The 13,465-nt window shown below is 69.6% G+C and carries 9 protein-coding genes; 2 read left to right on the top strand and 7 right to left on the bottom strand.

The genetic code is table 11. The annotated features are described in order from the left end of the window. Positions 1-67: 67 nt before the first annotated feature. Together ACIRP7_RS21120 and ACIRP7_RS21115 are read right to left on the bottom strand one after the other, a co-directional pair. Positions 68-319, bottom strand: a complete 252-nt coding sequence (locus ACIRP7_RS21120; RefSeq protein ID WP_037708986.1) for a DUF397 domain-containing protein — start codon at positions 317-319, stop codon at positions 68-70. Further along, on the bottom strand, positions 316-1,191 hold the full coding sequence (locus ACIRP7_RS21115) for a helix-turn-helix domain-containing protein (protein WP_403661505.1): 876 nt from the start codon (positions 1,189-1,191) through the stop codon (positions 316-318). Before ACIRP7_RS21115 ends, ACIRP7_RS21120 begins: the two co-directional genes overlap by 4 nt. 261 nt (positions 1,192-1,452) lie before the next feature. Here ACIRP7_RS21115 and ACIRP7_RS21110 point away from each other — a divergent pair, with 261 nt between their 5' ends. Beyond that, the gene (locus tag ACIRP7_RS21110; protein ID WP_403661502.1) at positions 1,453-1,893 is read left to right on the top strand and encodes an ATP-binding protein; all 441 of its coding nucleotides are present in this window, start codon (positions 1,453-1,455) and stop codon (positions 1,891-1,893) included. A 1-nt stretch (position 1,894) separates the two neighbouring features. On the opposite strand, the gene ACIRP7_RS21105 is transcribed toward ACIRP7_RS21110, so the two are convergent. Beyond that, on the bottom strand, positions 1,895-3,202 hold the full coding sequence (locus tag ACIRP7_RS21105; RefSeq protein ID WP_403661498.1) for a PP2C family protein-serine/threonine phosphatase: 1,308 nt from the start codon (positions 3,200-3,202) through the stop codon (positions 1,895-1,897). A gap of 162 nt (positions 3,203-3,364) precedes the next feature. Between ACIRP7_RS21105 and ACIRP7_RS21100 the strand changes: the two genes are divergently transcribed. Next, complete coding sequence (locus ACIRP7_RS21100; RefSeq protein WP_403661495.1) at positions 3,365-4,177, top strand: SAM-dependent methyltransferase; 813 nt, start codon at positions 3,365-3,367, stop codon at positions 4,175-4,177. A gap of 19 nt (positions 4,178-4,196) precedes the next feature. Here ACIRP7_RS21100 and ACIRP7_RS21095 read toward each other — a convergent pair whose 3' ends face one another. The 4 genes from ACIRP7_RS21095 to ACIRP7_RS21080 all read right to left on the bottom strand — a co-directional run bounded on the left by ACIRP7_RS21095 (position 4,197) and on the right by ACIRP7_RS21080 (position 13,262). Beyond that, complete coding sequence (locus ACIRP7_RS21095) at positions 4,197-4,559, bottom strand: hypothetical protein (protein WP_403661493.1); 363 nt, start codon at positions 4,557-4,559, stop codon at positions 4,197-4,199. Positions 4,560-4,900: 341 nt separating this feature from the next. Continuing rightward, positions 4,901-6,166 carry an alginate lyase family protein gene (locus ACIRP7_RS21090; protein ID WP_403661490.1) on the bottom strand — a complete coding sequence of 422 codons (1,266 nt, stop codon included), beginning with the start codon at positions 6,164-6,166 and terminating at the stop codon, positions 4,901-4,903. Continuing rightward, a complete protein-coding gene (locus tag ACIRP7_RS21085; RefSeq protein ID WP_403661781.1) occupies positions 6,163-7,815 on the bottom strand; it encodes a glycosyl hydrolase family 28-related protein in 1,653 nt (550 codons plus the stop codon). Before ACIRP7_RS21085 ends, ACIRP7_RS21090 begins: the two co-directional genes overlap by 4 nt. Positions 7,816-8,060: 245 nt before the next feature. Continuing rightward, positions 8,061-13,262, bottom strand: coding sequence for a family 43 glycosylhydrolase (locus ACIRP7_RS21080; RefSeq protein WP_403661487.1), 5,202 nt, complete (start codon positions 13,260-13,262; stop codon positions 8,061-8,063). Positions 13,263-13,465 lie beyond the last annotated feature (203 nt).

Raw genomic sequence — 13,465 nt, 5'->3', positions numbered from 1 at the left:
TTCAAATGGTGTGCGTGGGGGTGTCGGGCAGGTCGCTGCCGGGGGCAGGTCCGGCTCGGGTCGTTGTTCAGCCGGCCGTCAGATGGTCGGCGAGGCCCCGCTTGACGCCCGCGACGAACGCGGCGATCTCCTGCGGGGTGTAGATCAGCGCGGGTCCGGCCGGATCGGTGGACTGCCGCAGCGCCACCCGGCCGTCGGCCAGGAGTTTCGTCTGCACGCACTGGCCGCCGTTGGGACCGCTCCACGGGGACTCCCAGCCCTGCTCGCCGAGTTCGGTGGCCGGCATCCCGTTGTAGACGTGACAGTCGGTGCTGGTCATGAGTACTCCTTGCGCATGCGGTTCAGGAGTGCCTTGCTGTCCGCGTCCGAGATCAGCAGGGACATGCGGTTGTGCGCCTCCAGATGCGCCGACACGTCCGAGCGCTGGTCCAGGTACATCGCGCCGGAGAGGACCTCGGTGTAGACGATGTCCGGCAACTCCGGCTCCTCGAAGCGGAAGTAGGTGAACGGGGCGCACGCGCCCACGTGGGCACCGGCGGTGAACGGCACGACGTCGACGCTGACGTGCTCCAGCTCCGAGATCTCCAGGATGCGTTCGATCTGCTCCCGCATGACCTCGGGGCCGCCGACCATCCGGTGCAGCACGGCCTCTTCCATCACCACCCACAGCGTGGGCGCGTCGGGTCTCTCCAGCAGGCTCTGGCGGCGCAGCCGCAGATCCACCCGCCGCCCGAGGTCCTCGTCGGGCTCGCCCGGGAAGCCGCCGCGCAGGACCCCGCGCGCGTACGCGTGGGTCTGCAGCAGCCCCGTGACGTAGTGCGGCTCATAGGTGCGCAGGGTCCTGGCCCCGGCCTCCAGGCTGACGTAGGCGCTGAACCACGTCGGCAGGACGTCCCGGTACGTGTGCCACCAGCCGGGCGCGTTGGCCCGCTCGGCGAGGGCGACGAACTCGTCGATCTCCTGCCGGCCGGCCCCGTAGGTCTCGAGGAGCTTCTCCACGTAGAGCGGCTTGAGGGCGACCTCCGCCTTCTCCAGGCGCCGGATGGTCAGGGACGTCACCCTGAGCGCCTTGGCGGCATCCTCCAGCGAGGCACCCGCGCCCTGCCGCCGCTCCTGGAGTCGCCGACCCAGGATCATGCGCAGCACGGTGGGAGCACTGGCGCCGGCCGAGCCCGTACGGCCTTCGCTCACGTCCTGACCTCCTGAGGGGATGTCACCGGCCCGAGTCTGACAGCGACTTGCTGACGCCACCAGTTCGATACCGGCTTTCTGAAATTATCAGGGAGCTGGTTGCAGGTTGAACTTGGGTGCGAGCATAGTTACTTGCGTGAACCGTGCCGCCGAACGCGCGCACGGTGCTGGCAACCGCCCCCACCCCCCCGGCAGGTTGGCACTCCTGCCCCCGATGCGTCTCGTCCGGCCGCGCCGCCGCCCCCACGGAAGGCCAACACCGTGTCCCCCCACACGACCTCGTCCCGTCAGCTGTTGGACGCCGTGGACCAGGAACGAACCCACTGGATCGAACTTCCCGCGCACCGTTCCAGCATCGGCGTCGCCCGGCGCTCGGTCGGCACCCGGCTCAAGACCTGGAGTCTGCCGGGCGAGCTGTGCTCGGACGCGGTGCTGCTCCTGTCCGAACTGGCCACCAACGCCGTGTGTCACACCCTCAGCGCGCGCATCCTGTGCGGCATCGGACTGGTCACCGACGGGATCCTCCGGCTGGAGGTGCACGACCACGACCGCTCGGGCCCCACTCTGCGCCGGTGTCGTGCGGGCCTCGACGACGAGGGCGGGCGCGGACTGTTCCTGGTGGAGGAACTCGCGGACACCTGGGGGGTGCACCGGTCCAGACTCACCGGCGGCAACGCCGTGTGGGCGAACCTGATGGCCTGAACTAGCTCTTGTCGGGAGTGAGTTCGGCGAGCAGCAGGGTCCGGTCGTCCGCGCCGGCCGGATCGGAGGGGGCGTGCAGCAGCCGTCGGCACAGTGCGGGGAGCGGGTCGTGATCGACGGCCGCCGCGTCGAGCGCCTGGGCGAGGCGGGCGATCTCGTGGTCTATGTCGGCGTCCCGGGACTCCACCAGACCGTCGCTGTAGAGGACGAGCAGCGCGGGGTCGTCGATGCTCAGCACGGTCGGCTCGTAGGTGCCCGCGGCGAGGCCGAGCGGCAGGCCCGCGCCGACCAGTTGGACCGGAGCGGTCCGGCCGTCCGGTCCGCGCAGGAGCGGGGGAGGGTGACCGGCGCCCACGAGGGTGCAGGTGCGGTTCCGGGGGTCCCACTCGGCGTAGATGCAGGTCGCGAAGGACGCGCCCGGGGTGTCGCTGGCGAGCGCGTCGAGCCGTCGTATGAGATCGGCAGCGGGGATGTCGAGGCCGGCCAGCGTGCGTACGGCGGTACGCAGCTGGATCATCGCCACGGCGGACTCCGGGCCGTGCCCCATGGCGTCCCCGACGATCAGGCTGACCCGGTCGCCCGGCCGTTTCAACACGTCGAACCAGTCACCGCCGATGATCGAGCCCTGCCCGGCGGGCAGGGAGCCGTGGGCGATCCGGCAGCCCTCGACCTCCTGGATCGTGCCCGGCAGCAGGCTGCCCCGGATGGCCAGGGCGGTGCGGCGCTCGTGCTCGTAGCGGCGCGCGTTGTCCAGGGCGACGGCGGCCCGCGCGGCCAGCGACTCCACGGCGGCGATCTCCGCGGTCAAAAACGGCCCCCGGTCCGGCCCGCGCGAGCAGGCGACGAAGCCGATCGCCCCGCCCCGCAGCCGCAGCGGCGCCACGAGGAAGGAGCGCGTCCTGAGCAGCTCGCCGATGCGCGCGTCCTCACCGGCGGAGGCCGCGAGCCGCTCGGCCGTATGGGCGTCGAAGGAGTCGAGCAACTGCGCGTGCCCGTCGACCAGCGCGCGGGCGTACGGGGTCTCCCGGGGGAAGACGAGCACCTCGCCGACCGGCAGGGTGCGGTCCCAGGACTCGGGCGCGTCCGTGCCCACCCGCAGGGCCAGCCGGCGCGCCTCGATCTGCGCGGGGTCCGCGCCGGCGTAGGTGGTCTCCTCGCGCCGCCACCGCTCCAGCAGATACAGGGACGCCGCGTCGCAGAAGCCGGGCGTGAGCGCGTGCACGACATGGCTGCCGGTCAGCCCCAGGTCGAGTTCCGAGCCGATGACGTCGGCCGCGGGAGAGAAGGCCGAACGGCGGGGCTGGGGCACGGCGGTGGGGGTGTCGGCGGAGCGGCGGTGCGGTTCGTTCCGCAGGGTCGTAGTGCCTTTCCGGGTGGGGGTCCGGGTACCCGGCGGCACGATCGATCGCCGGGCGTCGCAGGGCAACTATATGATGGAGCGTCAAGTGGCCTGGTGGGAAAGGACGTTTTGGTGACCGACACGGATGCTCTGCCGCCAGGGACCGATCCGGACAAGGCGAGCGTAGCCCGGATGTACGACGCGTTGCTGGGCGGAGAGCACAACTTCGCCATCGACCGGGAGGCGGTGGCGGCCGTCACGGCCATCGACCCCCAGGTGCGCGCGCTGGCCCGCGCCAACCGAGCCTTCCTGGGGCGGGCCGTGCGCTTCCTGACCGACGCCGGCGTCCGCCAGTTCATCGACCTGGGCTCCGGGATCCCGACGCAGGGCAACGTCCACGAGGTGGCCCAGGCGGCGAGCCCCGAGGCTCGGGTGATCTACGTCGACAAGGACCCGGTGGCCGTCGCCCACAGCACCACCCTGCTCTCCGGCAACCCGCGCGCCGACATCGTCGACGCCGACATCCGGCGGCCGGCCGACGTCCTGTCCTCGCCGCAGGTACGGGAGTTGATCGACTTCGGTCAGCCGGTCGCCGTGCTCATGGTCGCCATCCTGCACTTCGTCACGCCCGAGGAGAATCCGGCCGGCATCGTCGCCGCCTTCCGGGACGCCCTGCCCGAGGGCAGCTGGCTGGCCCTGTCCCACGCCACCAACGAGGACCGCCCCGACACGGCCGCCGCGGTCACCCAGCTGTACCGCTCCCGGGCCACCTCACCGGTCACCGCCCGCTCCTACGACGAGATCCGGGGCCTGTTCACCGGGTTCGACCTGACGGAACCGGGCCTGGTCCATGTTCCGCTGTGGCGCCCGGACGAGGGCGAGGAACTCCCGGAGAACCCGTCGGAGTACTGGGTGTACGCGGGAGTCGGCCGCAAGAGCGGGTGACAGCGGGGCGGCGCGGCTGTCAGTTGCGCAGGGTGAGTGTCACGTCGGCCTTGTCGTCGGGCTGCCCCTCACTCCAATTCTGTACGTGGATATTCCTGGAAGCACTTGCTCCAGGAAAGAGGATCATATTGGCGAAAGCCTGGGCGCCGTCCAAGTCGTTGGTGTCCTCGCTGGCCCCCTCGTAAAACTCGACGAGGCCCTCGGTCACGCGGATGACGCCATTCGGATCGATGGCAAGCCTGTAGTGAACTTCGACCCTTATCGCTCCGCCGCACCGGGACGCCAGGTGGATTCCCTTGGCAGTTCCGCTCGTCACGGTGCGTGGAGTGAGCGAGAACCCTCGGTTGCAGACGGTGTTCGGTCCGAAGTCCTCATAGTCCATGATCCGCATGCTGACGTTCCCCGTCACCGTACGCTCGGCGGTCTGGGCATCCGTCGCCAGGGCGGGGACCGCGACGGCCGCTGCGGCCGGAATGGCGAGCGCCCGCCAGAGCGCGGAGCGAGAGGGCCCGCGACATATACCTTTTACCCTCACGAGGTTTCCCTCCTGTCAAAATGAGTGCGTGAGGCTGGAACACGGCCAGCCAATGACCCCCTTCATTCCGAACTACGCCTTCGGTTACCTGTGCGCATTTCCACTCGGCGCGTCAACCATTGTTGGTTGAATGGTCAGTTGGCGGCCCATACAATGCGTTCTGGACCGCTGCGACGGTACGCCGGCCCTCACCCCGCGATGGAGTCCAGTTGTTCCGCCGCCGGACGCAGCGCCCACAGGTCGCCGCCCGGCGGCGCCTCCAGCGACGGAACAGCCCTCCGCGCTCGTACGTCACCCGCGTCCGCGGCCGCGTGCACGACGTCGGTCGCCGCGTACCGCAGGAACTCCAGCTCCGGATGGGGCCAGTCGGCGGCTCCGGTCGCGGCGGGCAGCAGATAGTCCACCGCTTTGAACAGGCTCTGCCGGTCCGGGCCCCGGTACGCCCACAGATCGACCCCGACCTGCCGTCCGATGGCCGCGAGCCGGGTGTAGGCGACCAGATCGAAGGTCGAGTAGTGCCAGCTGCGGGTGCGGGTCAGCTCCAGGGGCTGGCTGCCGTCGGCCGCGATCTGCGGCGCGATGCGCCTGCTCCGGGCGTCCAGGACCGTCCGGCGGGCCAGTGCCTCGTCGCCGGTCGCGTAGGCGAGGCCGGCGAGCAGCAGGTCGTAGAAGGTGCCGTGGTTGTTGGCGGCGGCCCCCTCCTGCTTGCCGAAGTCGCTGTCCTTGAGCCAGCCGAGGAAGTCGGTGTTCCACCGGGCCATGCCGGTGGAATCCTTCCTGCTCCAGCCGGGGGCGCCGGTGTCCAGGAGGGCGAGCGCGTCGACGACGCTGGTGTACGACTGCGAGAAGTCGATGATGCCGATGGCCCGGCCGTCGTACTTGCAGGGGATGAACTGGGCGTAATCCAGGTTGGGGTTCATCCGGGTGGCCGGGGCGAGGAACCAGGTGCGCAGCACCTGCCCGGCCTTGCGCGCGTACCGGCTCTCGCCGGTGTAGTACCAGGCGAGGGAGAGGTCGTAGGCGGAGTCGAAGGTCTTCTCGACGTCCTGACGGTCGGTGCCGGAACCGACCTCGGGATTGCGCTCGCCGTCACGCTGGACGTACGGGCAGCCCCATGGGTTGTCAGCGGTGGGGCTCTGGGACGGCCACCAGTACGGGGCCTGGCTGAGGTAGTCGTGCACGTCACCGCCGGGGGCGGGCCTTGGCTTGTCGACGACCGTCCAGGGGCCCTGGTCCAGCCACTTGTCGGCGCGGGCGGTCAACGCCTTCACCGCCCGCCGCAGTTGGGGATCACCCCGATGGAGCCGGGCTTTCGTCTGCTGCAGACGGGCACCGTCCAGGACCGTGGTGTGCGGCGGGGGAGCGGTGTGTGCCGCCGCCGGTGCGCAGAGCCCGGTGGTGAGCGCGGACAGGGCGGTCAGAAGGGCGCCACACAGACGCGACCGCGCGCTCATCGGCCCACTCCGTCCAGCCGGCGCTGGGCGTCGTACAGGTTCCGTGGCCGCACCGCGCCCGGACTGCCGTACAGCTCGAGGCGCGTGTGCAGCTCGCCCGTGAAGTCGGGGACGTCGATCTGGTCGAACTCCCTGACCTCGTCCACGCCGACGGTCGCGGAGTACGGCGCCAGGCCGTCGATCTTCACCAGCCCCGCGCGGCCGTTGGTGACGCGGACGTTCCAGTGCGTGAACCGGGCGCCGAAGAGGGGGCCCGCGCTCGCGTCACCGCCGTGGCGGCCGTTGTTGTTCAGGGTGATGTCGGTGCGGACATTGGCGAAGGGCAGGCCGCGATGGCTGTCGAAGGTGCCCATCCGCATGTCGCCGCGCGACCAGACGTTGTACGACGACAGTCCCTCGACGTTGATGCCGTGGAGCTGGGTGTTCGCGGGCGCGGGGCTGGTGCGCTCCTCGATCGTGAAGTCCTCGACGAGGTTGTCGTGCGAGCCCTCGCGGCAGAAGTAGGGGTGATGGGAGCCGCGGCCCGCCACCCGCGTCCGGCGCAATGTGCACGCGGAGGCGGCCACCAGGCCGAATCCGTTGTCGACATGACGGACCGTCACATCGTCCACCCAGCAGTCGTACGCGCACTGCAGCACGACACCGTTGTGACCCTTGTCCAGCAGATGTGGCTGCTGGGGGGCGTCGGGCGCCTCCAGGGTCAGGCCCTCGACACCCGAGCCGCTCAACTCCGGTACATGCGTGGTCAGTTGTGGGGACCACTCGCGCCGCAGGTCCAGCGGGAGCGGGCGTTCCAGGGTGACCTTCCGGCCGTGGACGCGGGTGATGCGGACGGGCCACTCGTAGGGCACGTACGAGGTCAGTTTCGTCTTGTCGTCCCAGATGTAGGCCTCGGGGCCGGGCCCGCCGCCGCACATGTGCTCAAGGAGGGTGTGGTCCGCGTCGTCCGCGAGCCGGAGGAGGACCAGGGCGCCGGGACGCAGTGAGGAGGTGTCGGCGGCCGTCACCGTCCAGGAGCCCTGCCGTGCCGGGGCGAGCTCGGTGAGCGTCCGCCACTCGTCGCGCCGGTTGCCCGTCCAGCCCTCGAACGGCCACGCCCTGGCCCTGATCGCGGCGACGAGCGATTCCCAACGGGCCCTGGGAGCCAGCCAGATGAGGCCGCCCGCCCAGGACCACGACGACTTGTCCCCGCCGTATCGGGAGCCGTAGGTCCCGATCAGCTCGGTGAGGTTCTTCGTCGCGTACAACGTAGTACGACCGCTGCCGGCGCCCCTGAGCACCACGTTCGAGCGGTCCAGGCGGATCACGTCGTCGATGCGGAACGTGCCCGGCGGGAGGGTGACCGTGCCACCGCCGGCCCTTCCGGCGGCGGCGATGGCACGGTTGATCGCGGGAGCGGAGTCGGTCGTGCCGTCCGCCACGGCGCCGAAGTGCCGTACGTCGGCTACGACTCTGCGATGCGGAAGATGTGTGGCCCCACCATGACACCCCGCACGTCCGACGTACGGGATCTGCGGATGAGTGAAGGGGGTGCGGGCGAACTCCCGCCACAGTGTCGGTACTTCGCCCGCATGGGCGGTCGGCGCCGTGACGACGCCCGCCGCCACCGCGACGGCGCCTCCCAGCAGCGTTCGCCTCGTCATGCCCATGACATTCGATGGGACCATGGGCCCCGTGTGCGCGTTGCTCATGTCCGTTCGCCCTTCCCATGTGCTTTTCATGGATGTGAACGACGTTCATAACTGCGTTGAGCGGTGAGCATGCCACGCCGCTCTTCTGTGCGAAAGAGGTTGCGCACGGGTTAATGGGCCACGTCCGTGAACGGGCACCCATGCCGAACCCCGCCGACCAGATGTCTGTCGGCGGGGCTCGGTGATGCGGGGTGGACCCGGTCCTACCGTCGGCTCCGGCCGACGGAGATGATGCCGGTGATTTTCGAGCCGGTGGCGTTGTCGTAGACGACCTCACCGCCGGACTTCTTCCAGATCCGGAGGTGGAAGGTGTCCGGGTCATCCGTGGCGGTGACGCGGAAGCCGTAACCGCTCTTGCCGTTGACCGTGCCGGACCCCTGGTAGACGGCCTGTGAGCCGGTGACCACGAGCCAGTCGGAGCCGGTCGAACGGAACTTCAGCCCGGCCGGGCCGAAGTCGAGGGATGCCTCGCCGACCGGCGCCACGACTCCTGGCAGGTAGGCCGCGGCGAAGGTGAAGGCGGCCTTGCCCGTCAGGCCCGGCTTGGCGGGGTAGGCGCCGGCCGGGGAGGCGAGGACACCGGCGCCGAGCGCGGGACCGGCGGAGCGGTCGTACACGATCAGCTCGGGAAGCGTCCTGCTGTCCGCTGCGCCGTCGTCGTCGGTGACGGTGATCACCGGACGGCGGATCCCGGCCTTGGCGTAGGCGTGCTCGGCGCGGCAGCCGGACGCGGTGACCGTGCCGGACCGCGGCGCGCTCCCGTCCTTCCAGTCGACCACGCAGGTGTGGGTGTCACTCGTGCCCGGGTCGGTGAACCCGGCCGTGACGACCGCGCGCCCGCCGACCGCCACCGGGGACTGCGGACCCGCGGCGGAGACGACGACCGGTGCCGCGTTGGCCACCTTCACCGTCGCCGTGTCCCGGCTGCGGCCGCCCGTGAGGGTGACCGTGTAGGTGCCGTCGTCGGTGCAGGTGACCGTCGTCGCGGCCGAGCCGGCGTCGGCGAAGGAGCAGGGCGCTTTGGCCTCGACGGTCCACTTCGCGGTGCCCGCACCGGAGAGAGTGCCGTGCAGGGCGATCGCGTCGCCCTCCTTCCCGTCGACGTCCTCGCCGGCGTGCACGATGCTCACCGGGTCGACGCCGGTCAGGGTGGGCACGACCTTCTTGATCAGGCCGTCGGCGTCGAACTCGAGCTTGTCGACGGTCGTTTCACGATGCATGCCGTCACCGCCGGGCATGGCGAACCGGTGGTAGGCGATGTACCAGTCGTCGGTGTTCGGCACCTGGACGACCGAGTGGTGACCGGGACCCTTGATGCCGAGCGAGAGGTCCTTCTCCAGGATCACGCCCCGCTTGGTCCACGGACCGATGGGGGAGGGGCCGGTGGCGTAGGCGACGCGGTAGTTCTCGTCGCGGGTGTCGTTCTCCGACCACATGAGGTAGTAGGTGCCGTGGCGCTTGATGACGAACGAGCCCTCGTTGTAGCCGCTGGGCGTGATGTCCTTCATCTTCGTGAGGTCGAGGGACGTCATGTCGGCGTTCAGCGGGGCCACATAGGCGTGCCCGTTGCCCCAGTAGAGGTACGACTGCCCGTCGTCGTCGGTGAACACGGCCGGGTCGATCATCTGGCCGCTGAACTGGCCCGCCTTCAGGAGGGGTTGGCCCAGCGCGTCCTTGAACGGGCCGGTCGGTGAGTCGGACACCGCGACACCGATGTTGGCGTCGGCACAGAAGTAGAAGTAGTACTTCCCGTCCTTCTCGGCGATCGTCGGCGCCCAGGCCCTGCTGTCCGCCCACGAGATGTCCGGACCGAGGTCGAGGATGACGCCGTGGTCCTTCCAGTGCACCAGGTCGGTCGAGGAGTACGCCTTGAACTGCGTGCCGCTCCAGCCCTCGAAGCCGTCGGTCGTCGGGTAGATGTAGAAGGTGTCGCCGAAGCGCACGATGTTCGGGTCGGCGTTGAGCCCCGGCAGGACCGGGCTTCTCATGATCAGCGCCGAGACCGTCCAGGTGCGCTTCTTGCCGTCGGACCCGGTCACCTCGTACGTCACCGGCTTGCTGAAGTCCTGCACGCTGCCGGAGGCGGGGCTGATCGCCGCGCCGTGCGCGAGGGTGAACTCCGGTGCCAGCGAGGTGAGATCGGTGCCCTCCTTCATCGGCAGCGTGACCTTGCTGTCCGCGTTGTCGACGATGGCGTCGACCTTGAGCGCCGGGTGCGTCGCCTTGGCGATGCCCGCGGTGTTGCCGCTGAGCTCCATGACCTCCGCGGCCGTCAGGGCCCGGTCGTAGATGCGGAAGTCGTCGACCTCGCCGCCGAAGGCGGGGTCGCCCGTGTACAGGGACCTGCCGATGTAGCCGCTGTAGTCCTTGTTCGCGTCGTACAGCTCGGACGGCTTGATGGTGGTCGTCGCACGGGCCGCCTCGACGCCGTCGACGTAGAGGATCATCGTGCCGGTCGCCCCGTCGAGGGTGACAGTGACGTGCCGCCACTCACCGGGCGTGAGCTGCGAGCCGGCCGTCAGCTTCGACTCCGCCGACCAACTCGCCTTCGTGATCGCCGAGTAGAGACTGTTGCCGCCGTTGGAGGGTGTCGCGAACAGGTACTTGTTGCTGTCCGGACCGAGCCCGAACAGCCACTGGAAGCTGCTGCCGCCCTTCCACTTGGCGTACGTCGACACCGTCACGCTGTCGGCGTTCTTCAGCACGCCTCTCGGGATCTTGACGTACGGCGAACCCGTCGCGTCTCCAGACATCTTGAAGGAGCCACCCTGCACACCGGTGCCGAAGGCGGGCGTACCGGCATAGGTGCCGTGGTAGCCGTGGCCGCTGGAGTCGACCGCGATGTTGCCGCCCGTTTCGTCGAAGCCGTAGTGCAGGAGCAGGTCGGCCGGGACGTCGGGGCCCTCCTGCGAGACGGTGACCTCCGCCTGGACCGGGATCGCCGCACCGTCCGGCAGGCTGCCGGTGATCCTGAAGGTGCCCGCCTGGGCGTACTTCGACGCCGGGACGTCCTCCCAGGTGACCGCGACGGGACGCTTGACGCCGTCGGCGTACGTGGCGATCACGGTGGCCGGCAGGACCGGTGCCTGGCCGATCCGCGTCTTCACCGAGATGCCCTCGACGCTCTCGACGAGCTGGTCCGGCTGGTAGGAGCGCAGCAGCCGGTCGTACTCGGCCTGGGTGACCGGGAGGACGGTGCCGTGGCGCGGCTTGGCCGGCAGGTCGTAGTCGGCGACCGGGGTCCAGTTGCCGGAATCGAGGTCGGTGGTCTCGAAGGGGATGTATCCGCGGCCGCCGAACTCGTCGAGGAAGGCGTACCACTTGTGCTCGGTGTTCGACTTGAAGACCAGCGGCCCCTCGGCGGCGCTCATCGCGCCCTTGCCGATGCCCTCCGCTACGGCGGTCCAGTTCGGGTTCAGGATCGAGTCGCTCTTCTCCTCGAAGATGAACTTGCTGTTGGGCGTCGAGGAGCTGTTGTTGCGCTCGTCCTTCGACAGCCGGTAGTAGGTGCCGTTGTTCTGGATCATCGTGGAGTCGATGACCGAGTAGCCGCGGTCGATCCAGACCTTGGGCTCGCTGAACGTGTAGAAGTCGCGGGTGGTCGCGTACATCATGCGGTTGTACGTGTCGCCGGAGTGCGCCGCGTTGTCGTACAGCTTCGACGCCCAGAAGACGACGTACTCGCCGAGCTTGCTGTCGTAGTACGCCTCCGGCGCCCAGGTGTTGCCGGCGCTGTCGGGCGAGACCTTGACCAGCCGCTGGTTCGTCCAGTGGACCAGGTCGGTGGACTCCCAGACCATGACGGACTTGCTGCCGGTGCGCTGCGAGGCGTCCCAGTCGCCGTTGCCGTAGATCCTCAGGTCGGTGGCGATCTGGTAGAACTTGTCGCCCTCGGGGGAGCGGATGATGAACGGGTCGCGCAGGCCCTTCTCGCCGAGCGTGGAGGTCAGGACCGGCTTGCCGTCGTTCAACTCCCGCCACTTCATGGGGTCGTCACCCTTGCTGAGCGCGGCGTAGAGCTGCTCGCCGTCCGAGGTGCCCTCGCCGGTGAAGTAGCTGAACATGTAGCCCTTGAGGGCCTGTTTCGCGGGGAGTTCGGGGACCTTGGCGGTGAGGACGCGGGTGGTCTTCGCGTCGCCCCTGGTGACGGTGGCGGTCAGTTTCACGGTGGCGTCGCCGTCGCCGTGGGCGGGGCGGTGGACCACGCCGTCGTCCGCGACGACGTCCTCGTCTGCGGAGGACCAGGAGACGGCGGTGCCGTAGTCGCCGGTTGCCGGGAGGGCGAGGTTGCCGCGTACGTCGTCGATGTTGTGGACGGCGAGCGACTGGGCGGCTCGCTCGGTGGCCGTGGCGTCGTCGAAGTCCGGCAGGACCGTGACGTCGAAGCTCTTGGTGTCGGTCACAGTGCCCTTCTTCAGGGTCGCCGTGAGCGTGGCGTGGCCGTCCGGTGCACCGGCGGCGGGGCGGGTCACCTCGCCGGAGCCGCTCACCACGTCCGGGTTGTCGCTGGCCCAGGCGATGGCGGACCCGCCGGCCGTGCCGGTCTTCGGCAGGTCCAGGTCGGCCGTGACAGCGCTGGTGTCGCCGAGGCCGAGTGCGGCCTTGTCGGCAGCGACGCCCTCGGTGGCGACGGGCAGGGAGAGCTGCTCGACCTCGGAGGACGTGAGGGCCCGGTCGTAGACGCGGAAGTCGCGGATCCGGCCCTTGAACAGCTTGTCGCCGGAGTACACCGACTTGCCGATGTAGTTGGCGGTGGTCGTACCGGAGCCGATGGCGCCGGGCGTGATGGTGACCGCGGTGTTGCGGCCGACTTCGACGCCGTCCTCGTACAGCACACCGGTGGTGCCGGTCTGGGTGTAGGTCAGCTGCTTCCACACCGCGCGGGTGAGGTTGTGCGAGTCGGCGGGCTTCGTGGTCTGCTCGGTCGACCAGTTGCCGCTCGCGATCGAGGTGCGCAGGGAGTTGCCGGTGGCGAACAGGTACCCGTTGCCGTTGCCGCCGCTGGAGTTGCCGAAGCCGTAGAGGAAGTACGGCGTGCTCTGGGCGGAGTCGATCAGCACGTCCGTGGAGACGGTGATGGAGCCCATGCCCTTCATGACGTCGTTCGGCACCTTGATGTAGGTGTCGGAGCCGTTGAAGGCGAGTCCCCGCGCGGGGTCCGACCAGTCGGCGGTGCCGTTCACCGTGCCGTCGCGGCCGTTGCCGGAGGCGTCGGTGACGGTACTGCCCGAGGCGCCGTCCAGCTTGTACCAGAGGGCCAGTCCCTCGGTGACGTCCGCGGTGTCCGCCGCCTGGGCGGAGACCGCGGGCGCGGCGAGACCCAGGAGCAGTGACGCGGCGGTCAGAGCGGCGAGGCGGCCCGCCCGGCGTCTCGCGCGGGTGCGCGGACGTGCGAGATACGTCATATGGGGTTCCCTGCTGAGGCGTGGGGTGGCATGGCGGGGCCTCGGCGGTGGGCACCCTGCCGTTTCGGCTGTGTGACGTCGTGTTGCGAGAGTGTCAATCGGGCCATACGACAACGTCAAGAGGTTTCGAACGATGTCCGATTGGTCGAACGACACGTTCTCCCCACATGTATGGGGGAGTTGGGGGCATGCGGGTTGTACCC

Source organism: Streptomyces sp. NPDC102270, assembly GCF_044766405.1.
Taxonomy (GTDB): Bacteria; Actinomycetota; Actinomycetes; order Streptomycetales; family Streptomycetaceae; genus Streptomyces.
The sequence above is the reverse complement of the archived record's forward strand: the minus strand, read 5'-3'. Positions and strand labels throughout refer to the sequence as shown.

Excerpts from the sequence above, each read along its gene's own strand:
- ACIRP7_RS21120 (WP_037708986.1), bottom strand. The coding sequence starts at position 319 with ATGACCAGCACCGACTGTCACGTCTACAACGGGATGCCGGCCACCGAA.
- ACIRP7_RS21095 (WP_403661493.1), bottom strand. The coding sequence starts at position 4,559 with ATGGACTATGAGGACTTCGGACCGAACACCGTCTGCAACCGAGGGTTC.
- ACIRP7_RS21090 (WP_403661490.1), bottom strand. The coding sequence starts at position 6,166 with ATGAGCGCGCGGTCGCGTCTGTGTGGCGCCCTTCTGACCGCCCTGTCC.
- ACIRP7_RS21085 (WP_403661781.1), bottom strand. The coding sequence starts at position 7,815 with ATGGGCATGACGAGGCGAACGCTGCTGGGAGGCGCCGTCGCGGTGGCG.
- ACIRP7_RS21080 (WP_403661487.1), bottom strand. The coding sequence starts at position 13,262 with ATGACGTATCTCGCACGTCCGCGCACCCGCGCGAGACGCCGGGCGGGC.